Origin of the sequence: Mycobacterium sp. H4Y (genome assembly GCF_000364405.1) — a bacterium.
Taxonomy (GTDB): Bacteria; Actinomycetota; Actinomycetes; order Mycobacteriales; family Mycobacteriaceae; genus Mycobacterium; species Mycobacterium intracellulare.
Genome location: NZ_AKIG01000002.1, coordinates 115,116 through 138,291 on the forward strand (window position 1 = coordinate 115,116; position 23,176 = coordinate 138,291).

General features: G+C 70.5%; 23 protein-coding genes. 14 read left to right on the top strand and 9 right to left on the bottom strand.

Annotated elements, in window-relative coordinates:
* Positions 1 to 123: 123 nt before the first annotated feature.
* Positions 124 to 714, top strand: coding sequence for a sensor domain-containing protein (locus W7U_RS14240; RefSeq protein ID WP_170320618.1), 591 nt, complete (start codon positions 124 to 126; stop codon positions 712 to 714).
* Between the two features lie 7 nt (positions 715 to 721).
* Here W7U_RS14240 and mnmA read toward each other — a convergent pair whose 3' ends face one another.
* The 6 genes from mnmA to W7U_RS14270 form a co-directional block, all read right to left on the bottom strand.
* Complete coding sequence (gene mnmA / locus W7U_RS14245; protein ID WP_008259069.1) at positions 722 to 1,798, bottom strand: tRNA 2-thiouridine(34) synthase MnmA; 1,077 nt, start codon at positions 1,796 to 1,798, stop codon at positions 722 to 724.
* Positions 1,799 to 2,977, bottom strand: coding sequence for a cysteine desulfurase family protein (locus tag W7U_RS14250; protein ID WP_008259071.1), 1,179 nt, complete (start codon positions 2,975 to 2,977; stop codon positions 1,799 to 1,801).
* 33 nt (positions 2,978 to 3,010) lie between these two features.
* The gene (locus tag W7U_RS14255; protein ID WP_008259078.1) at positions 3,011 to 3,847 is read right to left on the bottom strand and encodes a lysophospholipid acyltransferase family protein; all 837 of its coding nucleotides are present in this window, start codon (positions 3,845 to 3,847) and stop codon (positions 3,011 to 3,013) included.
* Positions 3,844 to 4,686, bottom strand: coding sequence for a GNAT family N-acyltransferase (locus W7U_RS14260; RefSeq protein ID WP_008259080.1), 843 nt, complete (start codon positions 4,684 to 4,686; stop codon positions 3,844 to 3,846). The genes W7U_RS14255 and W7U_RS14260 overlap by 4 nt, the downstream gene beginning before the upstream one ends.
* 270 nt (positions 4,687 to 4,956) lie before the next feature.
* Positions 4,957 to 5,913, bottom strand: coding sequence for an electron transfer flavoprotein subunit alpha/FixB family protein (locus W7U_RS14265; RefSeq protein ID WP_008259086.1), 957 nt, complete (start codon positions 5,911 to 5,913; stop codon positions 4,957 to 4,959).
* 50 nt (positions 5,914 to 5,963) lie between these two features.
* On the bottom strand, positions 5,964 to 6,764 hold the full coding sequence (locus tag W7U_RS14270) for an electron transfer flavoprotein subunit beta/FixA family protein (RefSeq protein WP_008259088.1): 801 nt from the start codon (positions 6,762 to 6,764) through the stop codon (positions 5,964 to 5,966).
* Between the two features lie 229 nt (positions 6,765 to 6,993).
* Here W7U_RS14270 and W7U_RS14275 point away from each other — a divergent pair, with 229 nt between their 5' ends.
* From W7U_RS14275 to W7U_RS14290, 4 genes are read left to right on the top strand one after another with little or no spacing between them, the layout of a single operon-like run.
* Complete coding sequence (locus tag W7U_RS14275; protein ID WP_020823256.1) at positions 6,994 to 7,818, top strand: class I SAM-dependent methyltransferase; 825 nt, start codon at positions 6,994 to 6,996, stop codon at positions 7,816 to 7,818.
* The gene (locus W7U_RS14280) at positions 7,815 to 9,395 is read left to right on the top strand and encodes a glycoside hydrolase family 57 protein (protein WP_008259091.1); all 1,581 of its coding nucleotides are present in this window, start codon (positions 7,815 to 7,817) and stop codon (positions 9,393 to 9,395) included. The genes W7U_RS14275 and W7U_RS14280 overlap by 4 nt, the downstream gene beginning before the upstream one ends.
* A 13-nt stretch (positions 9,396 to 9,408) precedes the next feature.
* Positions 9,409 to 10,653 (top strand): glycosyltransferase family 4 protein, encoded by a 1,245-nt coding sequence (locus W7U_RS14285; protein WP_008259093.1) that lies wholly within the window; start codon positions 9,409 to 9,411, stop codon positions 10,651 to 10,653.
* 22 nt (positions 10,654 to 10,675) lie between these two features.
* Positions 10,676 to 12,058, top strand: a complete 1,383-nt coding sequence (locus tag W7U_RS14290) for a TIGR01777 family oxidoreductase (RefSeq protein ID WP_008259095.1) — start codon at positions 10,676 to 10,678, stop codon at positions 12,056 to 12,058.
* On the opposite strand, the gene W7U_RS14295 is transcribed toward W7U_RS14290, so the two are convergent.
* The 3 genes from W7U_RS14295 to W7U_RS14305 form a co-directional block, all read right to left on the bottom strand.
* On the bottom strand, positions 12,036 to 13,115 hold the full coding sequence (locus W7U_RS14295; protein WP_008259097.1) for an NAD-dependent epimerase/dehydratase family protein: 1,080 nt from the start codon (positions 13,113 to 13,115) through the stop codon (positions 12,036 to 12,038). The two genes, W7U_RS14290 and W7U_RS14295, sit on opposite strands and share 23 nt — an antisense overlap.
* Positions 13,116 to 13,128: 13 nt before the next feature.
* The gene (locus W7U_RS14300; protein WP_020823258.1) at positions 13,129 to 13,812 is read right to left on the bottom strand and encodes a hypothetical protein; all 684 of its coding nucleotides are present in this window, start codon (positions 13,810 to 13,812) and stop codon (positions 13,129 to 13,131) included.
* Positions 13,813 to 13,881: 69 nt separating this feature from the next.
* The gene (locus tag W7U_RS14305) at positions 13,882 to 14,622 is read right to left on the bottom strand and encodes a hypothetical protein (RefSeq protein WP_008259099.1); all 741 of its coding nucleotides are present in this window, start codon (positions 14,620 to 14,622) and stop codon (positions 13,882 to 13,884) included.
* Positions 14,623 to 14,951: 329 nt separating this feature from the next.
* On the opposite strand from W7U_RS14305, the gene W7U_RS14310 reads away from it, so the two are divergent.
* From W7U_RS14310 to W7U_RS14350, 9 genes are all read left to right on the top strand, one after another.
* The gene (locus W7U_RS14310) at positions 14,952 to 15,383 is read left to right on the top strand and encodes an STAS domain-containing protein (protein ID WP_008259101.1); all 432 of its coding nucleotides are present in this window, start codon (positions 14,952 to 14,954) and stop codon (positions 15,381 to 15,383) included.
* Positions 15,384 to 15,651: 268 nt separating this feature from the next.
* Positions 15,652 to 16,773 carry a polyprenyl synthetase family protein gene (locus W7U_RS14315; RefSeq protein WP_170320605.1) on the top strand — a complete coding sequence of 374 codons (1,122 nt, stop codon included), beginning with the start codon at positions 15,652 to 15,654 and terminating at the stop codon, positions 16,771 to 16,773.
* Between the two features lie 28 nt (positions 16,774 to 16,801).
* Positions 16,802 to 18,322, top strand: a complete 1,521-nt coding sequence (crtI, locus tag W7U_RS14320; protein WP_008259104.1) for a phytoene desaturase family protein — start codon at positions 16,802 to 16,804, stop codon at positions 18,320 to 18,322.
* The gene (locus W7U_RS14325; RefSeq protein ID WP_008259107.1) at positions 18,319 to 19,272 is read left to right on the top strand and encodes a phytoene/squalene synthase family protein; all 954 of its coding nucleotides are present in this window, start codon (positions 18,319 to 18,321) and stop codon (positions 19,270 to 19,272) included. Before crtI ends, W7U_RS14325 begins: the two co-directional genes overlap by 4 nt.
* Positions 19,269 to 19,592 (top strand): lycopene cyclase domain-containing protein, encoded by a 324-nt coding sequence (locus W7U_RS14330; RefSeq protein WP_008259109.1) that lies wholly within the window; start codon positions 19,269 to 19,271, stop codon positions 19,590 to 19,592. Before W7U_RS14325 ends, W7U_RS14330 begins: the two co-directional genes overlap by 4 nt.
* Positions 19,589 to 19,900, top strand: coding sequence for a lycopene cyclase domain-containing protein (locus W7U_RS14335; protein ID WP_008259111.1), 312 nt, complete (start codon positions 19,589 to 19,591; stop codon positions 19,898 to 19,900). The genes W7U_RS14330 and W7U_RS14335 overlap by 4 nt, the downstream gene beginning before the upstream one ends.
* Entirely contained in the window at positions 19,887 to 20,612 is a 726-nt protein-coding gene (locus tag W7U_RS14340) for a class I SAM-dependent methyltransferase (protein WP_008259112.1), read from the top strand. The genes W7U_RS14335 and W7U_RS14340 overlap by 14 nt, the downstream gene beginning before the upstream one ends.
* Positions 20,609 to 22,144, top strand: coding sequence for an FAD-dependent oxidoreductase (locus W7U_RS14345; RefSeq protein ID WP_008259113.1), 1,536 nt, complete (start codon positions 20,609 to 20,611; stop codon positions 22,142 to 22,144). The genes W7U_RS14340 and W7U_RS14345 overlap by 4 nt, the downstream gene beginning before the upstream one ends.
* Entirely contained in the window at positions 22,141 to 23,145 is a 1,005-nt protein-coding gene (locus tag W7U_RS14350) for a DUF5914 domain-containing protein (RefSeq protein WP_008259114.1), read from the top strand. The genes W7U_RS14345 and W7U_RS14350 overlap by 4 nt, the downstream gene beginning before the upstream one ends.
* The last annotated feature ends 31 nt before the right edge of the window (positions 23,146 to 23,176 follow it).

The window sequence follows — 23,176 nt, forward strand, 5'->3', positions numbered from 1 at the left end:
GCCGGTCGGCAGGGGCTGTGTGCCGAGGGTCCCCGCGGGTAGGTTCAACCGCAGAGGGGTGCAAAAACGGTGTCGCAGAGGACGAAGTGGGCGAGGCTACCGCTGTGGTGCGGGGCGGTGCTGATGGCGGTGTCGTGCACCCGGGTGACCGACGGCGCGGCGCTCGCGGGTCCCGACACCAACCGCAGGGTGGTGTCGGGCGTCAATGTCGACACGATCCTGCTGGACCAGTCGCGGATGCGTGCGATCACCGGCGCCGGTGAGCACCTGACCATCATTCCCTCGATGGACGGCACCAGCCCGGTGAACATCGATGCCCTGGCCCAGACCGCGCCGCGGGAGTGCCGGTTCATCTACGACGAGACCGCGACCTTCGGGACCGACCTCGAGGCGTTTCACAAGACGACCTTTCAGGACCCGCCCGACGGCGCGTTGATCTCGGAGGGCGCGGCGGCCTATCGCGACGCCGACGCTGCGCGGACCGCCTTCAACGCCCTGGTGGGCACCGTCGGGGACTGCGCGAACGGCTCGGGCGGCCAGCTCTACGTCGGCGAGTGGAACGCCGACGGCACCTCGCTGCACCTGCGGCCCGGTGGCTGCGGCCGCGACTACCGCATCCTGTCGGTGGCCATGCTGGAGGTCACGTTCTGCGGCTTCGCGCAATCGGTGTCCGACATCGTGATGACGAACATCGCCGCGAACGTGCCGCGCTAGTTCGCGATCAGCGCGACGTCGCGGCGATGACGGCGCTGCCGAGCACCTCGTCCCCGTCGGGGTCGGGCCGGTACAGCACCAGCGTCTGGCCCGGCGCGACACCGCGCAGCGGGACGCGCAACCGCACGACGAGTTCGCCGCCGACGAGTTCGGCCACGGCGTCGGCCGTCTCACCGTGCGCGCGCACCTGAACCGCGCACTCGATCGGCCCCGACGGCGTCACACCCGAGGTGAATACCGGTGCCCGCCCGGTCAATTCGCGCACCTCGAGATCGGCCGCGTCCCCCACCCGCACCGTCGCGGTCTCGGCGTCGATCGCGGTCACGTAGCGCGGGCGACCGTCGGGGCCGGGCCCGGCGATGCCGAGACCCTTGCGTTGCCCGATGGTGAAGCCGTGCACGCCGTCGTGCTCGGCGAGCACCGTCCCGTCCGCATTGACCACGGCGCCGCGGCGAACCCCGATGCGTGAGCCCAAAAAGGCTCGGGTGTCGCCCGACGGGATGAAGCAGATGTCGTGACTGTCCGGCTTTTCGGCGACGGCCAGGCCGCGGCGGGCGGCTTCGGCGCGAATCTGTGACTTGGGGGTGTCCCCGATCGGGAACGCGGCGTGGCGCAGCTGCTCGGCGCTCAGCACGGCCAGCACATAGGACTGGTCCTTGTCGTGGTCCACGGCGCGGCGCAGCCGCCCACCGGAAAGCCGGGCGTAGTGGCCGGTGGCCACCGTGTCGAACCCGAGCGCAACCGCTCGCGCCGACAGGGCCGAGAACTTGATCTTCTGATTGCACACCACGCACGGGTTGGGCGTCTCGCCGCGGGCATAGGACGACACGAATTCGTCGATGACGTCTGCCTGGAATTTTTCCGCGAAATCCCAGACGTAGAACGGTATTCCGAGCACGTCGGCGACCCGGCGCGCGTCCGAGGCGTCCTCCTTCGAGCAGCACCCGCGCGAGCCGCTGCGCAGCGTGCCGGGCGAGGACGACAGCGCCAGGTGCACGCCCACCACGTCGTGCCCGGCGTCGACCATCCGGGCCGCGGCGACCGACGAGTCGACGCCACCGCTCATGGCTGCAAGCACCCTCACTTAGGACGCCCCCGCCGCGGCCAGGGCCGCCCGACGCGCCCGCTCCACCGCCCCGGGCAGCACCCGGAGCACCGCGTCGACGTCGGCGTCAACACTGGTGTGCCCCAATGAGAGTCGCAGCGACCCGCGGGCGCTGGTCGGGTCGGCGCCCATGGCCATCAGCACGTGCGAGGGCTGCGCGACACCGGCGGTGCACGCCGAACCGGTCGAACACTCGATTCCGTTGGCGTCCAGGAGCATCAACAGCGCATCGCCCTCGCAACCGCGGAACGTGAAGTGCGCGTTGCCGGGAAGGCGCGCCGCGTCACGGGCACCGTTGAGGCTGACGTCCTCGATGCCGCCGAGCACCCCGTCGACCAGCCGGTCCCGCAGCGCCCGCAGCCGGGCGCTGTTGACCTCGAGCCCGTCGATCGAGATCCGGGCCGCCGCGGCCATTCCGACCGCACCGGCCACATCGGCCGTCCCCGAACGGATGTCGCGCTCCTGGCCGCCGCCGTGTGCGAGCGGCACGCACGCGACGTCGCGGCGCAACAGCAGCGCGCCCACGGCCGCGGGGCCCCCGAACTTGTGCGCGGTCACGCTCATCGCCGACAGCCCGCTGGCGGCGAAGTCCACGGGCAACTGCCCCACCGCCTGAATGGCGTCGCTGTGCATCGGCACCCCGAATTCGGCTGCGACGGCGGCGAGTTCGGCGACGGGCAGCACGGTGCCGACCTCGTTGTTGGCCCACATGACCGAAACCAGCGCGACATCGTCGTGGTGGGTGAGCACCTCGCGCAGCGCCGCCGCCGACACCGAGCCGTCGGGCGCGGTCGGCAGCCACGTCACCTCGGCTCCCTCGTGCTCGACGAGCCAATTGACCGAGTCCAGCACGGCGTGGTGTTCGACCTCGCTGGTGACGATGCGCCGGTGCCGCGGCTCGGCGTCGCGCCGGGCCCAGTAGATGCCCTTGACCGCCAGGTTGTCGCTCTCGGTGCCGCCGGCGGTGAAGATCACCTCCGAGGGACGCGCCCCCAGCTTGTCGGCGATCAGTTCACGGGATTCCTCGATGCGCCGCCGCGCCGCCCGGCCGCTGGTGTGCAGCGAGGAGGCGTTGCCCACCGTGCCCAGCACAGCCGTCATCGCCTCGACGGCGGCGGGGTGCATCGGGGTGGTGGCGGCGTGATCCAAATAGACCATGACGCGACCCACGATACCGGCCCACCGGTGGGCTCAGGCCACCAGCACGCGCCCGTGACCAGCGCCCCGGGCCGTTCCGGCGCCCACCGCCGACTGGCAGCGGCCGGCCAGCGCGCGCCGATCGGTCCCCGGGAGCTGCAGCGACTCGACGTGCACCCGCGCCAGCGTGCGGCGCTGCGCGAGCAGCCGGCGGATCGAGCCCAGCAGGGTCTCGTCGCCGACGAAGGCCGGCACCGTCGAGAGGCCGCCGTCGATGTGGTGGTAGGTCAGCCGCAGGGGCTGCACCGGCCGGCCGGCATCGATCGCGGCCTGGAACATGGCCGGATAGAACGCCCCGCAGTCGCGGCCACACCACGTGGTGCCCTCCGGAAACGCGACGACCGTCTGCCCGGCGCGCAGCCGGTGGGCGGCGGCGTCCACCACGCCGGGCAACCGCCGCAAACTGGACCGCTCGATCGGGATGACCTTGCAGATGCGGGCCACGATCCCGGTCGCCGGCCCGGTGAACATGTCGGCGCGGGCGACGAACGACCCGGGCAACACCGAGCCGATCGCGAAGACGTCAAGCCACGACATGTGCGGGCTGACCACCAGCACGCCGCGCAGATTGCGGATCGGGTTGCCCGACACCGCAATCCGGACACCGAAACAGCGCAGCACCAGCCGGCAATAGATGCGCTGCACGCGGGTGCGGCCCGGCAGCGGCAGGGCCAGCAGCGGCAGCCCCGGCGCGAGCAGCAGCGCCAGCAGCAGGCGAAGCGTGACCCGCAGCGCCACTAGCGGCGGCGGGCAGGCGACCGCGTCGCCGGCGCGCACGCAGCCGGCGCCGCACGAGGCGCGTGGTAGCCAGGAGTGCGCAATGCCGGTCATTTCCCCGCCATCTCCGCCGCGGCCGACACCGATCGGAGGCGTTTCAGGTATCGGGTGTCGGCGTGCTGTTTGCCCAGCAGCACGCAGAAGTCACCGACACCGAAATCCGGGTCGTGCGCGGGCTCCCCGCACACCCTCGCGCCCAGCCGCAGGTAGCCGCGCAGGAGCGCCGGAACCGAGGGCCGCGCGGGCGCCGGGATGTCATCGAGCGCGGTCCCGTCGACGACGACGGGGCGGTGTGGCCGCACCCGGTAGTCCGCCGGCGCGCCGTGACGGGCCAGGATGACGTCGCGGACGCCGCGCAGCCGGCTGCCCGGCGGTTGATCGTCGGCCCCGCCGCCGATGGGCACCGACACGCATCCGGTGACGTGGTCGTAGCCGTAGCGGTCCAGGTAGGCCAGGATGCCCGCCCACATCAGCAGCACCACGCCGCCGTTGCGGTGCCCGTCGCGCACCACGGCGCGCCCCATCTCGACCAGGGACGGCCGCAGCGGGTCGAACGCGCGGATGTCGAATTCCGTGGCGGTGTACAGCCCGCCGGCCGCGATGGCGCCCGCCGGTGCCAGCATGCGGTAGCAGCCCACCAGCTCGCCGGTGTTGTCGTCGCGGACCAGCAGGTGGTCGCAGAACTCGTCGAAGCGGTCCTCGTCGCGCCGGTCCGATCCGTGCCCGCCGTCCGGCGGCAGGGCGAAGCCCGGGGTGCTGGTGAAGACGTCATACCGGAGTCGCTGCGCCGCTTCGATCAGGCCGGGGTCGGTGGACAGCAACAGGGAGTAGCGCGGTGCGGTCGACGCGCCGCTGGGCTTGTCGGCGGGGATGAGGACAGAAGCGATGCTCATGAGACACAACGTGGCGTAGCCGGTGAGCGGGTCGGCATCGGCGCTGTGACGTGTCGGTGCACGTCAGATGACGAAATGAGACCGAGCCAACCGACGACGCGGGGGCGTCGTCGTCCCATCCGTCACTCGGATGACTGGAAGGCGGGAGGAGCTTTGTGCATATCCCCCTGGGCCGGGGACTGTGGGGCCGGTGTGACGCACCGGACTGGCGTGATCGCAGAAGAAAGCCCCCGGCGCCGCGGCGCCGGGGGCTCTTCGAGGCCGAGAAACTCAGCCCTTGCGTGCCTTGATCGCGTCGGTCAGCTGCGGGGCGACCTTGAACAGGTCGCCCACCACGCCGTAGTCGGCGATCTCGAAGATGGGTGCCTCTTCGTCCTTGTTGACCGCGACGATGGTCTTGGACGTCTGCATCCCGGCGCGGTGCTGGATCGCACCGGAGATGCCCAGCGCGATGTAGAGCTGCGGCGAGACCGTCTTACCCGTCTGGCCCACCTGGAACTGGCCCGGGTAGTAGCCGGAGTCGACGGCGGCACGAGACGCGCCGACGGCCGCACCGAGCGAGTCGGCCAGGGCCTCGACCACGCTGAAGTTCTCCGCGCTGCCCACGCCGCGACCGCCGGAGACCACGATGGTGGCCTCGGACAGCTCCGGGCGGTCACCGGCGACCGCGGGCTCGCGGGCGGTGATCTTGGTGGCGTTCTCGGCGGGGGCCGGGACCTCGACGGTGACCTGCTCGCCCGCTCCGGCGGACGGCTCGGCGTCGACGGCGCCGGCGCGCAGGGTGATCACCGGGGTGTCGCCGTTCGCCTGGGCCTCGACGGTGAACGCGCCACCGAAGATCGAGTGGACGGCCTTGGGGCCCTCCTTGACCTCGACCACGTCGACCAGCAGACCGGAACCGATCCGGGCCGCGAGCCGGCCGGCGATTTCCTTGCCGTCGGCGTTGGCGGCCAGCAGCACGGCCGCGGGCGCGTTCGACTCGGCCAGCGCGGCGAGCACGTCGACCACCGGGGTGATCAGGTACTTGTCCACGTCGTCGGACTCGGCGACGTAGATCTTGGCGGCGCCGGCCTCCTTCAGCCCATCGGCCAGCGGGGCGGCCGTCCCCGGCGCCCCGACCACGACGGCGGAGGGCTCGCCCAGCGCGCGGGCGGCGGTGATCAATTCGGAGGTGACCTTCTTCAGCGCACCTTCGGCGTGCTCCACGAGCACCAATACTTCAGCCATGGTTATATCGCTCTTCTCGTCTCAGGAATGGTCTTCGATGGGGTGCTCGACTAGATGATCTTCTGGGCGACCAGGTACTGAGCGACCTGGTTGCCGCCCTCGCCCTCGTCGGTGACCTTCTCACCCGCGGTCTTCGGCGGCTTCGGCGTCGACGACAGCACGGTGGATCCGGCGTTGGCCAGCCCGACCTCGTCGCTTTCGACCCCGATCTCGGCCAAGGTCAGCACCGTGACCTCTTTCTTCTTGGCGGCCATGATGCCCTTGAACGACGGGAAGCGCGGCTCGTTGATCTTCTCGGTGACGCTGACGACCGCGGGCAGCGTGGCCTCGAGGTTGAAGACGCCGTCGTCGGTCTCGCGCTCGCCGGTCACCTTGTCGCCCTCGAGGGAGAGCTTGCGCACGTGGGTGAGCTGAGGCAGGCCCAGGTACTCGGCGATGATGGCCGGGACCGCCCCGCCGGTGCCGTCGGTGGCCTCGTTACCGGCGATCACCAGCTCGGTGCCCTCGATGGTGCCCAGCGCGCGGGCCAGGGCCCACCCGGTCTGCACCACGTCGGAGCCGTGCAGACCGTCGTCCTTGAGGTGGACGGCCTTGTCGGCGCCCATCGACAGGGCCTTGCGGATCGCTTCGGTGGCGCGCTCGGGACCCGCGGTCAGCACGGTCACCGACCCCTCGACGCCGTCGGCGGCTTCCTTCTCCCGGATCTGCAGGGCCTCTTCTACCGCGCGCTCGTTGATCTCGTCCAGCACCGCGTCGGCGGCCTCGCGGTCCAGCGTGTAATCGCCGTCTGTCAGCTTGCGCTCTGACCAAGTGTCTGGGACCTGCTTAATCAGGACCACGATGTTCGTCATGAGTGTGGTTCGTCCTCCTCGAAGGGGTCCGCAGCGCTCGACTGCGAGACCTCGGTACGCGTTTTTCGCAACGCACAGCCGTGTTACTACCCGGTAACTTTGTGCGGTATGCCTTCACACCATAGCTGGTAGTGCTGCAGGTTCTTGCGGCCCGCCTCCCCCTGCGCGCGCGGGGTTACCCACTTCCGTGGTTCGCGAATCCGACACTTCGCGTTAGCCTGCCTATGCAATGAGCGCACCGGTACCTGACCTTCCCCCGCACTCCCCCGGCGTCACCGCGTCGGTGGGCGACGCGGTGATGATGCTGACGGGCGAGCGCACCATCCCGGGTTTGGACATCGAAAACTACTGGTTTCGGCGCCACGAGGTCGTCTACCAGCGGCTTGCCGAGCGCTGCGTGGGCCGCGAGGTGCTCGAGGCGGGCTGCGGCGAGGGATACGGCGCCGACCTGATCGCCGGCGTCGCCCGCCGCGTCATCGCCGTGGACTACGACGAGTCCGCCGTGGCCCACGTCCGCGCCCGCTACCCCCGGGTGGACGTCATGCAGGCGAACCTCGCGCGGCTCCCGCTGCCCGATTCGTCGGTGGACATTGTGGTCAACTTCCAGGTGATCGAGCATCTGTGGGACCAAACACAATTCGTCGCCGAGTGCGCGCGGGTGCTGCGACCGTCGGGGCTGCTGATGATGTCGACGCCCAACCGGATCACCTTCTCGCCCGGGCGCGACACCCCGATCAACCCGTTCCACACCCGCGAACTCAACGCCGACGAGATGGCTGAGCTGCTCGTCGCCGGCGGTTTTTCGGACGTTTCGATCAGCGGCCTGTTCCACGGTCCGCGGCTGCAGGAGATGGACGCCCGGCACGGCGGTTCGATCATCGACGCGCAGATCGCGCGCGCGGTAACCGACGCGCCGTGGCCACCCGACCTGGCGGCGGACGTCGCCGCGGTCACCACCGACGACTTCGAACTCGTAGAAAGCGGATCCGGCGCGGCGACCGGCCGGCACATCGACGACAGCCTCGACCTGATCGCGATCGCGGTAGCGCCGTGAACTCATCGCAAGACCGGGTCCCCGGCCTCTTCACCCTGGTTTTGCACACCCACCTCCCGTGGCTGGCCCACCACGGCCGCTGGCCGGTCGGTGAGGAATGGCTGTATCAATCCTGGGCGGCGGCCTACCTGCCGCTGATGCGCGTGCTGAACACGCTGGCCGGCGAGGACCGCCGGCGACTGATCACGCTCGGCGTCACGCCGGTGGTGAACGCGCAACTCGACGACTCGTATTGCCTTGGGGGCATGCATCATTGGCTGGCGAACTGGCGGCTACGCGCAGCCGAGGCGGCCAGTGTGCGGTCGATTCCCCGATCGAAGTCGGCCGGTTATCAGTCGTGCACACCGGAGGCGTTGCGCGCCTTGGGGATTCGCGAGGAGGCGGAGGCCGATAACGCCCTTGAGGACTTCGCCACCCTGTGGCGGCACGGCGGCAGCCCGCCGCTGCGCGGGCTGCTCGACGCCGGCACGGTGGAGCTGCTCGGTGGGCCGCTGGCCCACCCGTTCCAACCGCTGCTGGCCCCCCGGCTGCGCGAGTTCGCCCTGCGCGAGGGGCTGGCCGACGCCGGGCAGCGGCTGGCGCACACCCCCACCGGCATCTGGGCGCCCGAATGCGCGTACGCGCCCGGGCTCGAACACGACTACGCCGCCGCCGGGGTCACGCACTTCATGGTCGACGGCCCGTCGCTGCACGGCGACACCGCGCTGGGCCGGCCCGTCGGCGACACCGACGTGGTGGCGTTCGGCCGCGACCTGCAGGTCAGCTACCGGGTGTGGTCGCCGAAGTCCGGCTACCCCGGGCACGCCGCCTATCGCGATTTCCACACCTATGACCACCTCACCGGGCTCAAGCCGGCCAGGGTCACCGGCCGCAACGTGCCCTCGGAAGGCAAGGCGCCCTACGACCCCGCGCGGGCCGACCACGCCGTCGACATTCACGTCGCCGACTTCGTCGAGACGGTCCGCAACCGCCTGACGAGCGAGTCCGCGCGCATCGGGCGGCCCGCGCATGTGATCGCCGCCTTCGACACCGAGCTGTTCGGCCATTGGTGGTACGAGGGCCCGACCTGGTTGGAGCGGGTGCTGCGCGCCCTGCCCGAGGCCGGCGTGCGGGTGGGCACCCTGACCGACGCGATCGCCGACGGCTTCGTCGGTAACCCGGTCGCCCTGCCGCCCAGCTCGTGGGGTTCGGGCAAGGACTGGCAGGTGTGGGCCGGCGACCAGGTCGCCGACCTGGTGCAGCTCAACAACGAAGTGGTCGACACCGCGCTGAGCACCGTCGACAAGGCGCTGTCGGAAACCGCGACGCTGGACGGGCCCATCCCCCGCGACCACGTCGCGGACCAGATCCTGCGCGAAACGTTGCTGACGGTCTCCAGCGACTGGCCGTTCATGGTGAGCAAGGATTCGGCCGCCGACTACGCCCGCTACCGCGCCCACCTGCACGCGCACGCCACCCGGGAGATCGCGGGGGCGCTGGCGTCCGGGCGGCGCGACACCGCGCAGCGCCTGGCGGAGGGGTGGAACCGCGCCGACGGACTCTTCGGCGCCCTCGACGCCCGCAGGTTGCCCCGATGAGGTGGACCACAACGTGAAGATCCTGATGGTGTCGTGGGAGTACCCGCCGGTGGTCGTGGGCGGGCTCGGCCGGCACGTCCATCACCTGTCCACCGCGCTGGCGGCCGCAGGTCACGACGTCGTGGTGCTGTCACGCCGACCCACCGGGACCGATCCCCGCAGCCATCCGTCGTCCGACCAGATCAGCGAGGGTGTTCGGGTGATCGCGGCCGCGCAGGATCCGCACGAGTTCACCTTCGGCACCGACATGATGGCCTGGACGCTTGCGATGGGGCATTCCATGGTCCGCGCCGGGCTGAGCCTGAAGAAGCCGGGCAGCAGCCACGCGTGGCGGCCCGACGTCGTGCACGCCCACGACTGGCTGGTGGCCCATCCGGCGATCGCGCTGGCCCAATTCTATGACGTGCCAATGGTTTCCACGATCCATGCGACCGAGGCCGGTCGGCATTCCGGCTGGGTCAGCGGCGCGCTCAGCCGTCAGGTGCACGCGGTCGAGTCCTGGCTGGTGCGCGAATCCGATTCGCTGATCACGTGTTCGGGGTCGATGGCCGACGAGATCACCGAACTGTTCGGTCCGGGGCTGGCCGAGATCACCGTGATCTGCAACGGCATCGAGACGGCGCGGTGGCCGTTCGCGGCGCGGCGGCCGCGCACGGGTCCGGCCGAACTGCTTTACCTGGGGCGGCTGGAGTACGAGAAGGGGGTGCACGACGTCATCGCCGCGCTCCCGCGGGTCAGGCGCACCCACCCGGGCACCACGCTGACCATCGCCGGCGAGGGCACCCAGCAGGGCTGGCTCATCGAGCAAGCCCGTAAACACCGGGTGCTCAAGGCGATTCGGTTCGTCGGGCACCTCGAGCACGCGGAGCTGTTGGCCGTACTGCATCGCGCCGACGCCGCGGTGTTGCCCAGCCACTACGAGCCGTTCGGCATCGTTGCGCTCGAGGCGGCCGCGGCCGGCACCCCCCTGGTGACGTCGAACATCGGCGGTCTGGGTGAGGCGGTGATCGACGGTCGGACCGGCGTATCGTGCCCGCCCCGCGACGTGACCCGGCTGGCCGCGGCGATTCGCACCGTCCTCGACGATCCGCGCGCCACGCAACAACGCGCCCGGGCCGCCCGCGAACGCCTCACGTCCGACTTCGATTGGCATACGGTGGCCGACAAGACCGCGCAGGTCTATCTGTCGGCCAAGCGCGGCGAGCGGCAGCCGCAGGCGCGGCTCCCCATCGTCGAACACGCCTTGCCGGACCGGTAGCGAGCTTTCTAACGTTTCAGGCATGGGCCTGGACTATTCGAGTGTGGTGCACGCGCCGATCACGGACGTGTTCGATTGGCATGCCAGGCCGGGTGCCTTCCACCGCCTCTCGCCGCCGTGGCAGCCGATGCGCCTCATCGCCGAGGCATCCTCGCTCGAGGACGGGCGGGCGACGCTGGCGCTGCCCGGCGGCCTGCGCTGGGTCGCCGTGCATCAGCCGGACGGCTACGATCCCCCGCGCCGGTTCGTCGACGCCCTAGGTGGTGACGGCCTGGCCACGCTTCCGGCGCGAATGGCGTTGCGCTGGCGCCACACCCACGAGTTCGTAGACATCGGCGATGACCGCACCCGGGTGATCGACCGGGTCGAGACCGCGGTGCCGGGATCGCTGTTGCGGCCCATGTTCGACTACCGGCACCGCCAGCTGGCCGACGACTTGGCCGCCCACCGGTTGGCCGCCGAGAACGGTCTGAAGCGGTCGACGATCGCCGTCACCGGATCGTCGGGGCTGGTCGGTTCGGCGCTGACGGCGTTTCTGCGCACCGGCGGGCACCGGGTCATCCGGCTGGTCAGGCGCGACGCACGCGGCACCGACGAACGGCGTTGGGACCCCGAGGATCCCGACCCGCAGCTGTTGGCCGGCGTCGACGCGGTCATCCATCTGGCGGGCGCCTCCATCGCCGGACGGTTCACCGACAAGCACCGGGATGCCATCCGGGACAGCAGGATTGGGCCCACCCGGCGCCTCGCCGAACTTTTGGCCCGCACCGATCCCCGGCCCGCCGCGCTGATCTCGGCGTCAGCGATTGGCTATTACGGATACGACCGCGGCGACGACACGCTGGCCGAGGACAGCGACCGCGGGGAGGGATTCCTGGCCGACGTGGTGGCCGACTGGGAGGAGGCGACCGCAGCCGCGCAGGAGGCGGGGCTGCGGGTGGTGCGGGTGCGCACCGGCATCGTCCAGTCACCGCGCGGCGGCACGCTGAGGCTGATGCGTCCGCTGTTCGCCGCCGGGCTCGGGGGGCGACTGGGCGACGGCAGGCAATGGCTGTCCTGGATCGGAATCGACGACCTGGTCGATGTGTATCACCGCGCGCTGTGGGACACGGCGCTGTCGGGGCCCGTGAATGCCGTTGCGCCGCAACCCGTCCGCAACGCGGAGTACACGTCGATCCTGGCGGCGGTGCTGCATCGGCCGGCCGTGTTGCCGGTGCCGTCGCTGGGGCCCCGCCTCCTGCTCGGGAGGCAGGGCGCCCGCGAACTGGCCTGCGCGAGCCAGCGGGTGGCACCCCGCAAGCTCGTCGCGGCCGGGCACCGGTTCCGTCAACCCGACCTGACCCAGGCGCTGCGTCACCTGTTGGGACGCGGGCAGTCAACGGTTAGGGCACCCGGCGGACGGTGAGCGGGCCTTCGTGAAGGTCGCGGCTGATGGCCTCGGCGCACGAACGCGCGCGAAGGACCGGGCTCTGGGTTCCCCAGGTATGCAAGAACCCGTCGACCAGGTCGGCCAGCGCAGCCTCGGAACTCCACCGCGGCGACCATCCGAGAACATTGCGCGCGCGGTCGGTGTCCAGCAGCGGCAACGAAAACGCCATGTCCAGCCAGCCACGATCGAGGGGTTGCAACCTGGCCCGCCACGACGCCGCCACCAGCAGCCCCAGTAGCGGCGAGGGCACGTGAATCGGGCGTGCCCGCAACGCCTTTGCGATGTCATCGCGGCCGACCGGCGGTTCGGCGGCCAGGTTGAAGGGCCCGAGTGCGCGGCGCTCGATCGCCTTGACGCACGCGTCGGCGACGTCGTCGGCGTGCACGATGGACACGCTCAGCGAGCGGTCCAGCGGTAGCAGCGGCAACCAGCGCACCCAACGCGGGTCCACGTAGGCGGGCAGGGTGTAGCGCCGCAGGCCCAACGCGGCGTCGCGCTGCAGGATGAAGCCGGGCCTCATCCGGGTGATTCCGACCCCGTCGGGGTTGTGCCCCTCGTAGCCGTCGAGCATGTGCTCCACCGCGGATTTCGCCCTGCTGTACGCGGAGGATGGTATGCCCGCGGTCGAGAAGGTCTCGTCGACCTTCTGCCCGTATCGCCCGGCGGCGTAGGTCCCCACCGACGACATGTGCAGCAGGTGCGGCACTTTCGCGTTGTGTGCCGCGCTCAATACCGCCGCGCTGCCGTTGACCCCGACCGAGTCCAAATAACGCCTGTTGCGGGTGGGCTGGAAACCCCACGCCAGATGGACCACGCACGCGGCCCCGCGAAAGACCTTGAGCAGCTCGAGCTCCACGCCCGGGTCGGCCAGGTCCAGCTCGTGCCAGTGGGCGGACCGGTACAGGTCGTCCGAAGGCGGTCGCCTCCGGCTGATTCCGACGATCTCATAGTCCGAGTCGTCGGCGGTGAGCCGGCGCAGTAAGGCTGTGCCGACGTTGCCGCTGGCCCCGGTGATCACGATGCGCTTGGGCACCGGCTACCCCCGGCTACTCATCGGCATCCCTGCCGTCACGGCTCTGCCGATACGCGCGGGCGCGCAGGTCGGCGAGCCACCGCGGGTGCAGGCTCAGGCCCGGCGCGGTGTTGACGACGGGATCGAACGACACGTCGCGATGCTGTTCGTCGTCGACGACCGCGGTCAGCGTCACGTGGCCCACCGGGGTGAAATGCCCTCTGCCGCAGGCTTGGTCGAGCGCGATCTCGATATTGCCGCGTTCGAGACGGTTGCGGACGTTGGCCAGCGACAAGCCGAGGCCGTCGATGTCGCTCGGGGTGCGCGCCCGCAGCCACCAATTGTGGTTCTGGTAGTGCAACGGCATCAGGGTGGTCAGTGTCTGTCCGTTCCACGACGCGGTCGGCCGCAGCGCCACCGCCCGGGACAGCACCCCCGACCCGGCGGACACGAGCAAGATGTCCCACGGCTTTCCCGCCGGCTCCGGGGGCGTCAACCGGAAAGCCAGGCCGACGAAGTCGGGCAGCGCGCCGGGTGTGCCGCTGGCCTTGGATACCCGGGCAACGACCTCCGACGAGCGGATCGGCAAGCCCTGACCCGCCGGGGCGATGCGTTCGATGAAGCCCCTCGCCAGCACCCCACTCGGATGAAAGATCCGTTTGCCCCGGATCGCGGAGCCCCACTGGAAGGGCAGCGCCACAAGATCGAAAACGTTCACCGGCGGCGGATTCCCGTTCTGTGTCGGGGGAAACACGCCGCGCGGCGTCCCTGGGTGACGACGGGATGGCTACGGCGTCGCCACAGCGCGAGCGGCGGTGCGCCAGTTGATCATGCGCAGAGCGGGCAGCTGTTGTTGCCCGCTGTAGGAGTGGCTGTCGATGTAGACCTGCGCCATGACCGCCTGCCACGACTCGAACTGGGGTGAGGCCCTCCACATGCCCTCGTAGAGCCCCACGATGACGGCCTTGTTGTCGTCGGTCAGCGCGTAGACCGGGCCGCCGAAGTCGCGACCGTCCACGACCATGTCGGGGATGGCGAAACGGCCGTTGGTGACGGTGCCGACCGGCCCGCAGCGCTGCCCGGTCGAGCGGCGCAGCTGGCACACGGGCAGGCCCGGCTGCGCGCGCAGCCCGGGCGTCGACCGCAACTGCCGGCCCGTGGGCAACACGTCCGAGGCCGTGACATTGCCTGCAAGAGCGATGACTTCGTATTCGACCGGCAGCATCGACGTGTCCGCAGCCGAGTCCGTGTCGACCTGCCGACGGCCGAGGACCACATCGCCGATCGGCTTGCGGTCACGGTCGGTCACCATCGACTGCCCACCGTCGCATTGCCCGCTGGTCAGCGCGACCCGTAACCGCGGCTCGACCATTCCGAGCATGCATACCGTGTTGCCCTGACGAATCTCCATTCCCGGAAACACCGTGATCCCCGGGTCGGCGCCGGCCCATCCCGGTGCGCCGATCAGCATCATGATGGCAGCGGGCGCAAGCGCTAACCGGCACCAGCGGCGGCCGAGCTTTTCCATTGGGCCGCACCACCCCTCGCGTCCGTCCGTCAAGGGATTCGTCGCGTTTGTTACGTGGCCGGCGTATACCCCGCGGTTACGCCGCCAAACACGCATTCACCACCGGGTACATCGGCGCCGTTGCGCACCGTCCAGAAAACGAAACTTTGCTACCGCGCGACGGCGGCGACGCTAGGCTGCTGTCAGGTTGAGTTCACAGCTGCGTCTTTAGCGGGAGCGGTGTGCAAACACTGATCACTCCCTTCTCACCACAATCGATAGGCGCTTCAATGGCTGCTCTTCACTCCGCGGATTCGGCGGACCAACAACATCCCACACGCGGCCGCCACATGGCCCAATTCGCCAGGGCACACGTTTTCGTCTATGCGCGCTGCCTCGCCACGGTGGTGCGCGTCGACGGCGAGATCGATGCCGCGAATGCGAGAGACCTCACCGAAGCCATCCGCGGCTTCGCCCGGCTCAAGACTCCGGTGGTCCTCGATTTGAGCCGACTGCGCTTCCTCAGCGTCGAGGGCTTTCGGGCGCTGCTGTTCGTCAACGACGAGCTCCGCAAAGCCCGCGTGCACTGCAGCGTGGTCACCGGCACGGCGATCCGGCCACTGCTGCGGATCGTGCACGACAACGGGTTGGCGACCACCGACTCGGTACCGGAGGCATTTCAAACCATCGAAGACATCCTTGCGGCGCGGCGGCGTTTCGTGTCCGAGTTGGCCCGGCCGCGACAGCCGCGTAGCCGGGTCCCCCGCAGCGCCGCATCGTGACCCCGATGGGGGTTAAAACACCGCACGGGTTGGCGTTTCGGCTCCCTGCTCGGTTTCGGGCCCAGCGTGACTCGGCAAACACGGATCACCTTCATCAAGTGAATGTTTAAGTTATTGAACAACGTGGTATCTCCCACCGGGCGGCGCGGGGCGGGGCCTGGCGGCTCGCGCCGTGGTTTGCCCGCCTCGTCGGCGGGTATGACCGCGGGTGCCGGGCCAGCGCAGGCCCGGCCATTCCCAGCCGTCCGGGAGGGAGCGCTTGGGCACCATGGGAGCTTTGTCGTTTTCGCCCGCGGGCGCATCACCGCCCGTGACGGGCTCCTGGGGCGGTGACGACTTCGGCGAGTGGCGGTCGGAGGTCCGGCGGAGGGTTTTGGTCGAGGTCGCCGAGTTCGTCGCGCAGCGACGCGCCGCCGACCTGGACGGGGCGGGCATCGAAGCGGTCGGCGACATCCTGGCCGACTTCGTCTCCGGCGGTAAATGCCTGCGGTCGACGTTCGTGTACCTGGGCTGGCTGTGCGGCGCGCCGGCCGACCCCGCGGCGTTGCGGGCCGCGGCGAGCTTTGAGTTGGTGCACGCCTTCGCGCTGCTGCAAGACGACGTCATGGACGGCTCCGCCGTGCGGCGCGGCCGCCCGTCGGCGCACCGGCAATTCGGGCGGTGGTACCGGGAACGCGGACTGCCCGGCCCCTCATGGCGATTCGGCGAGTCCGCGGCCATCCTGCTCGGAGACCTGTGCCTGATCTGGGCCGAACAAATGCTGCGGGACAGCGGAATCGATTCCCGGCGGCTGCAATTGGCGTGGCCGCGCTACGACGCGATGCGCACCGAGCTCGCCGTGGGACAATTCGCCGACCTGATCAACGACGCGCGGCAGGCGCCCGGGCTGGAATTCGTTCTCGATGTGGCACGGCGCAAATCGGGCAACTACACCGTGCGCCGACCCCTGGAGATCGGGGCGGCCATGGCCGGCTGCGGCGCTCACACGCTGTGCCAACTGGGCCGCTACGGCCGCGCCGTCGGCGAGGCGTTTCAGCTCCGCGACGACGTGCTCGGCGTCTTCGGTTCACCCGCGGTAACGGGTAAGCCCGGCGCGATAGACCTGCTCGAGCGCAAGGCAACCAGCGTCGTGGTGGCCGCCCACCAGCTGGCCGATCCCTCGACCCGCCGTGAACTCACCGAGCTGGCGAATCGTGAAGCCCTCGGGCGCGACGCGATCGACAGGTGGAAGGCGCTGATCATCGGGACCGGGGCCGTGGGGCTGATCGAAGAGATGATCGGCGACCGCGTCGCGTCCGCGCGCGCCCACCTCGGGGACCTGCCGATCGAGGAGCCCGTTCGCATCGCGCTGGCCGAAATGGCGGCGGCCTGTACGGATCGCGCCGTATGACCGGTACCGAGTCGGGAGCGCGTTGACCATGCGGACCATCGAAGGACGCACCGATCACGTCGTGGTGGTCGGCGCCGGCCTGGCCGGCCTGTCCGCGGCGCTGCACCTGGCCGGGCGGGGGCGCGCGGTCACCGTGGTGGAACGTGAGCCATGGCCGGGCGGGCGGGCCGGGCGCCTCGACATCGACGGGTACCGGATCGACACCGGGCCAACGGTGCTCACGATGCCGGACATCATCGACGAGACCTTCGCGGCCGTCGGCGAGACAACGTCCGACCGGCTGGAGCTGTCGCCGGTTGATCCCGCCTACCGCGCCGTGTTCACCGACGGCAGCACACTCGATGTGCACAGTGACGCAGACCAGATGGCCGACGCGATCGCCGACTTCGCCGGTTCCGGGCAGGCGGCGGGCTACCGGCGGCTGCGCACGTGGCTGACCAGGTTGTACCGCACCGAATTCGACGGGTTCATCGGTGCCAATTTCGATTCCCCGCTCTCGCTGCTCACGCCGCGGCTGGCGCAGCTGACGGCGATCGGCGGCTTCCGCAGGTGGGATCGCATGGTCAAGCGGCACATCAGCGATGAGCGGCTACAGCGGATCTTCACCTTCCAGTCGCTGTACGCCGGGGTGGCGCCGCGTGACGCCCTGGCGGTCTACGCGGTCATCGCCTACATGGACACCATCGCGGGCGTGGTGTTCCCGCGGGGCGGCGTGCGCGCGCTGCCCGACGCGCTGGCCGCGGCGGCCACCGACGCCGGCGTCCAATTCCGTTACGGCGCAACCGTTACCGCCCTCGAACAATCCGGCGGCCGGGTCAGGGCCGTACTCACCGAACAGGCCGGGCGCATCTCGTGCGACGCGGTCGTGCTGACCACCGAACTACCCCAGACCTACGCGCTGCTGGGCCGCACACCCCGCCGCGCCGTGCGGTTGCGGGCCTCCCCGTCGGCGGTGGTGGCGCACCTGGGTTGCCCCGCGGTCGCTCGCGACACGGCCCACCACACCATCCTGTTCGGCGAGGCATGGGATCAGACGTTCACCGACATCATCCGCGACGGCCGGCTGATGACCGATCCGTCGTTGCTGGTGACCCGCCCGACGGCCGGCGACCCGGCGCTGGCTCCCGAGGGCCGCGATCTGCTCTACGTCCTGGCCCCCGCGCCGAACCTGGAGCGCGGCACCATCGATTGGTCGCGGGCCGGCGCCGCCTACGCCGAGGGCCTCGTCGCACACGTCGCGGACCGGTTGCTCCCCGGATTGCGGGAGGACGCAACGGTTCTCGACGTCGTCACACCCGCCGACTGGGCCCGTCAGGGCATGGCGGCCGGCAGCCCCTTCGCGCTGGCCCACACGTTCGGTCAGACCGGGCCGTTCCGGCCGGCCAACATGGTGCGCGGCATCGACAACGCGGTGCTCGCCGGTTCCTCCACGGTGCCCGGCGTCGGCGTGCCGACCACCCTGATTTCCGGGCGGCTCGCCGCGGACCGCATCACCGGGGCCGGCACGAGGGCCATCGCCGTCCTCGACACGAAGGCCGGTTTGCCATGATGCGCAGCGAATTGGCCGCGGCCGGAATCGACGATCCGCGGCTGCGCGAGGGATACCGTCAGTGCCGGGAACTCAATGCCGCCCATGGCCGCACCTTCTTCCTGGCGACCCGGCTGCTCGCGCCCGACCAACGGCCGCCCGTGCACGCGCTGTACGGCTTCGCCCGCTACGCCGACGACATCCTCGACGATCTCGATCCGCGGCTGGACCCTTGCAGTCGTGGCAGGCGGCTGCGGCAACTGTCCGAGCGCTTCTTCTCCGACGGCGCCCACCTCGACGATCCGTTGGTGGCGGCGGTGACTCACACCGCACGGCGCTACCGGATCAGCGCCGGGCTCTTCGAGGACTTCCTGAACTCGATGCGGATGGATCTCACGGTCACCGACTATCCCGACCGCGAAGCGCTCAACCTCTACATGCGGGGTTCCGCGGAAGCCATTGGTCTGCAGGTACTCCCGATCCTCGGAACCGTGACGCCGATGGAGGAGGCCGCGCCGTATGCCGCGGCGCTGGGCCGAGCCTTCCAGCTCACCAACTTCCTGCGCGACGTCGACGAAGATCTGGTGCGCGGCCGGGTCTACCTGCCGACCGACGAACTCGCGGCCGACGGCGTGGATCGGGAGCTGTTGACGTGGTGTCATGCGCATCGCCGCACCGACCCCCGGGTGCGCCGCGCCCTGGCCGCGCAGCACGAAATCACGCGTCAGACTTACCGATTCGCCGCGGCGGGGATCGCCACGCTCGCGCGTCGCTCACGGCCGTGCGTGGCAACCGCGGCCGCCCTGTACGCCGAGATCCTGGACTGCATCGAAAGAAGCGAGTTCGCGGTGTTCGACCACCGGGCCACCGTGGGCCGGGCTCGACGGCTTCGGGTCGCCGGTGCGGGACTGATACGGTCGTGGCGGGCGCGAAATGGCGAGCGGGACGATCTCAACTCGGGGGCCGCATGAGCGATCGGTGGCAATACCTTGTGGTCCTGGCCGCATGCCTGCTGATCACGGCGCCGCTGGAGGCGTTGGGCCCCGGCGTCTACCGACAGTGGCGACGCTTCCTCAAGGCGGTGCTGCCGGTCGCCGCGGTGTTCCTGATCTGGGATGAGATCGCCGTCGCCGCGCGCGTGTGGACCTACGACGGCGCGTACCTCAGCGGCCTGAGCATCCCGTTTCGGGTGCCGATCGAAGAGGTGCTGTTCTTTCTCGTCATTCCGGCCTGCGCGCTGCTGACCTACAACGCCGTGGGCGCCATCCTGGCAAGGGTGCACCGGCGGTGAGCGGTCTCGGCTACACCCTGCCCGCCGTGCTGGCGGTATTGGCCGTCTGCGCACTGGAATTGGCGGTGCTGCGCACCGGGCTGTTTCGCCGGCCGGCCTACTGGCTGTCGATGGTGATCGTCCTGGGATTCCAGATCCCGGTCGACGGATGGCTGACGAAGCTCAGCTCGCCCATCGTCAGCTACGACGATCGGCAGCTGAGCGGGCTGCGCTTCCCGTTCGACATTCCGGTCGAAGACTTTCTGTTCGGCTTCGCGTTGGTCACCGCGGTGCTGCTGCTGTGGGAACGGCAACATGCGCGTCGGTGATGCGGGGCCCGCCCCCGCCGACCTGGCAGCCGCGTTCGACGCGGGTGCCGCGGCCTACGACCGGCTGGTCGGCGCCAGCCCGGGCTATCACGCGCAACTGCTGCTGTCGGCGCGCCGGATGCGGATTCCGGCCCGCGGCAAGGGCTTACGGCTGCTCGACGCCGGCTGCGGGACGGGCGCCTCGACGGCCGCCCTGCTCGCCGTCGCGCCCCACGCCGACATCGTCGCCGTGGACGCGTCGCGCGGAATGCTCGACGCGGCGCGCGCGAAGGACTGGCCCGCCACGGTGCGCTTCGTCCACACCCCCGTCGAACAATTGGCGGAGCACGGGATCACCGGGCCCTTCGACGCCATCCTGGCCGCGTACCTGATCCGCAACGTCGCCGACCGCGACGACCAACTGCGCAAGTTCCGCACGCTGTTGCGCCCCGGCGGCACCCTGGCCGTGCACGAGTATTCGGTCCGCGACTCCTGGGCCGCCACCCGCATCTGGCACGCGGTCTGCTGGGGCATCATCATCCCGTCCGGGTGGTGGCGCACCCGCGACACCGCGCTCTATCGCTACCTGTGGCGCAGCGTGCTCGCGTTCGACGGCGCCGCGCGGTTCCGGACCCGCCTCGCCGACGCCGGATTCACCGCCGTGCACAGCGAGACGATGCCCGGCTGGGAAGCCAACATCGTGCACACCTTCCTGGCGGACGCGCCGTCATGACCGCGCACGCCGCCGACCGTCGCCGCCGAACATTGCCCGCACCAACGGGATTGCCGGACGCCGGCGCGCTGCCGTCGCGGCCCCGGGTCGCCGTCGTCGGCGGCGGGATCGCCGGACTGGCCGCCGCCACCGGACTCGCCGAGCGCGGCGTCGCGGTCGAGGTCATCGAACGCGAACCCTACCTCGGCGGTCGGGTCGGCGGCTGGACCGAGCGCGACGGCGGCGTCGACCTCGCGATGAACCGCGGCTTCCACGCGTTCTTCCGGCAGTACTACAACCTGCGCGCCCTGCTGGCCCGGATCGACCCGCGATTGCGGATGCTGACTCCCGTCGAGGATTACCCGCTCATCGACGGCGCGGGGCGGCGCGACAGCTTCCGCGGGCTGCCGCGCACCCCGCCGTGGAACGCCGTCGCCTTCGCCGCGCGCAGCCCGACCTTTCGCCTTCGCGACTTCACCCGCATCGATGCCCGCGCCGCCGCGCCGCTGGCCGCCGTGTCGGTGCCGGGCACCTACGAGCGCCTCGACCACATCGACGCCGCGGCGTTCCTCGAAAACATCCGATTCCCCGAGGCCGCACGGCATCTGGCGTTCGAGGTGTTCTCCCGCAGCTTCTTCGCCGACCCCGCCAAGCTGTCCGCGGCCGAGTTGGCGACCATGTTCCACATCTACTTCCTGGGATCGGCCGAGGGCCTGATCTTCGACGTCCCGTGCGCGAACTACGACGGCGCGCTGTGGCAGCCGTTGTGCGGCTACCTCGAGGGGCGCGGGGTGCGGTTTCGGCTCGGCACCGCCGCCCTGGGCATCGAGGGGGATCCGGCGGGGCGCTTTCGCGTGCACACCGATTGCGACGAGCGGCTCGACGTCGACGCGGTGGTGCTGGCCACCGACGTCGCGGGCCTGCAGCGGGTCGTGGCGGGATCGAGCGGCCTTGGCACCGATGACTGGCGGGCCCGGATCTCGCGGCTGCGCACCGCGCCGCCGTTCGCCGTGCACCGGTTCTGGCTCGACCGCCCCGTCGCGGCGCGGCGCCCGGCGTTTCTGGGCACGGCCGGGCACAAGCCGCTGGACAACATCAGCGTGCTGGAACGCTACGAACGCGAAGCCCGCGCGTGGGCGTGCGCGCATCAGGGTTCGGTGGTCGAATTGCATTCCTACGCATTGGATTCGGCGCCGTCGCGCGCCGCCGCGCTGCGCCGGCTGCACGCGGTGTACCCGGAAACGGCGGCGGCACACATCGTTCACGAGAGGCTGCTGCACCGCAGCGACTGCCCGCTCTTCGCGCCGGGCACCTATACGGGCCGCCCCGCGGTGATCACCCCGACACCGGGCCTGGTGTTGGCCGGCGACGCCATCCGGATCGACCTGCCGGTGGCGCTGATGGAGCGCGCCGCCACCACCGGGTGGTGCGCCGCGAACCAACTGCTGAAACGCTGGGGACTGGCCGGGCACCCGTTGTCCACGGTGCCCACCCGGGGCCGTTCAGCACTGCTGCGATGGCTTGCCACCCGCGAGGGAGCCGCCCGGCGATGAAGATCCGCGACCAGCTGCAAAGCCTGCGGACGTGGCCCAAAGATTGGCCCCTGCAGGTGATCCCGCGTGTGTCGTGGGCCGATCAGCGCCCGACCTATCGCGACGCACAACCCGCCATCATCGACGCCGCGCTGCGCCGCTCACAAAATCGCCCCACCGGCAACTGGTACGCGTTCGCCGCCAGCCGGCAGGTGGTCGGCGGGCGGCCGTTCGGCGCGCTCGTCGCCGGCGTCGAGGTCGTCGCCTGGCGCGACGAGCAGCACCGCCTGTGCGTGGGACCGCGCAGTTGCCCGCACCTGGGGGCCGACCTCGCCACCGGCACGGTGCACCGCGGCACGCTGGTGTGCCGGTGGCACGGGCTGACCCTGGACGGGCGCGCCCGCGAATTCGGTTGGAGCCCATTGCCCGGTCACGACGACGGCATCCTGGTCTGGGTGCGGCTCGATGCGGTGGGACGGGAGGCGCCACTGGAGCTGCCGGTGATTCCGGACCGGCCGACCGGCGACACCCTGGCCGCCGTCGCGCGCATGGAGGGCGTCTGCGAGCCGATCGACGTCATCGCCAACCGGCTCGATCCGTGGCATGGCGCCTGGTTTCACCCGTACTCGTTCACCCGCCTCGAGGTGCTCACCACACCGACCGAACACGCCGACCGCTTCTTGGTGGCCGTGACGTTCCGGATGGGACGCCTGGGGGTGCCCGTCGTCGCGGAGTTCAGCTGCCCGGAGGCCCGCACGATCGTGATGCGCATTGTGGACGGGGAGGGGGCGGGCAGCGTCGTCGAAACCCATGCCACCCCAATCGGTTTGGGCCCCGATGGCCGCCCCCGCACTGCCGTCCTGGAAGCCACCATCGCGCACTCGGGGCGGCCCGGGTTCAAGCGGGCATCTCGGGTGGCGCCGCTGATCACGCCGCTCATGCGCTTCGCGTCGAGCAGGCTCTGGCGCGACGACCTCGCCTACGCCGAGCGTCGTTACCAGGTACGCGCCGCACGCGGATGACCCACAGCGGTGCGCATGCAAGAATCGTCGG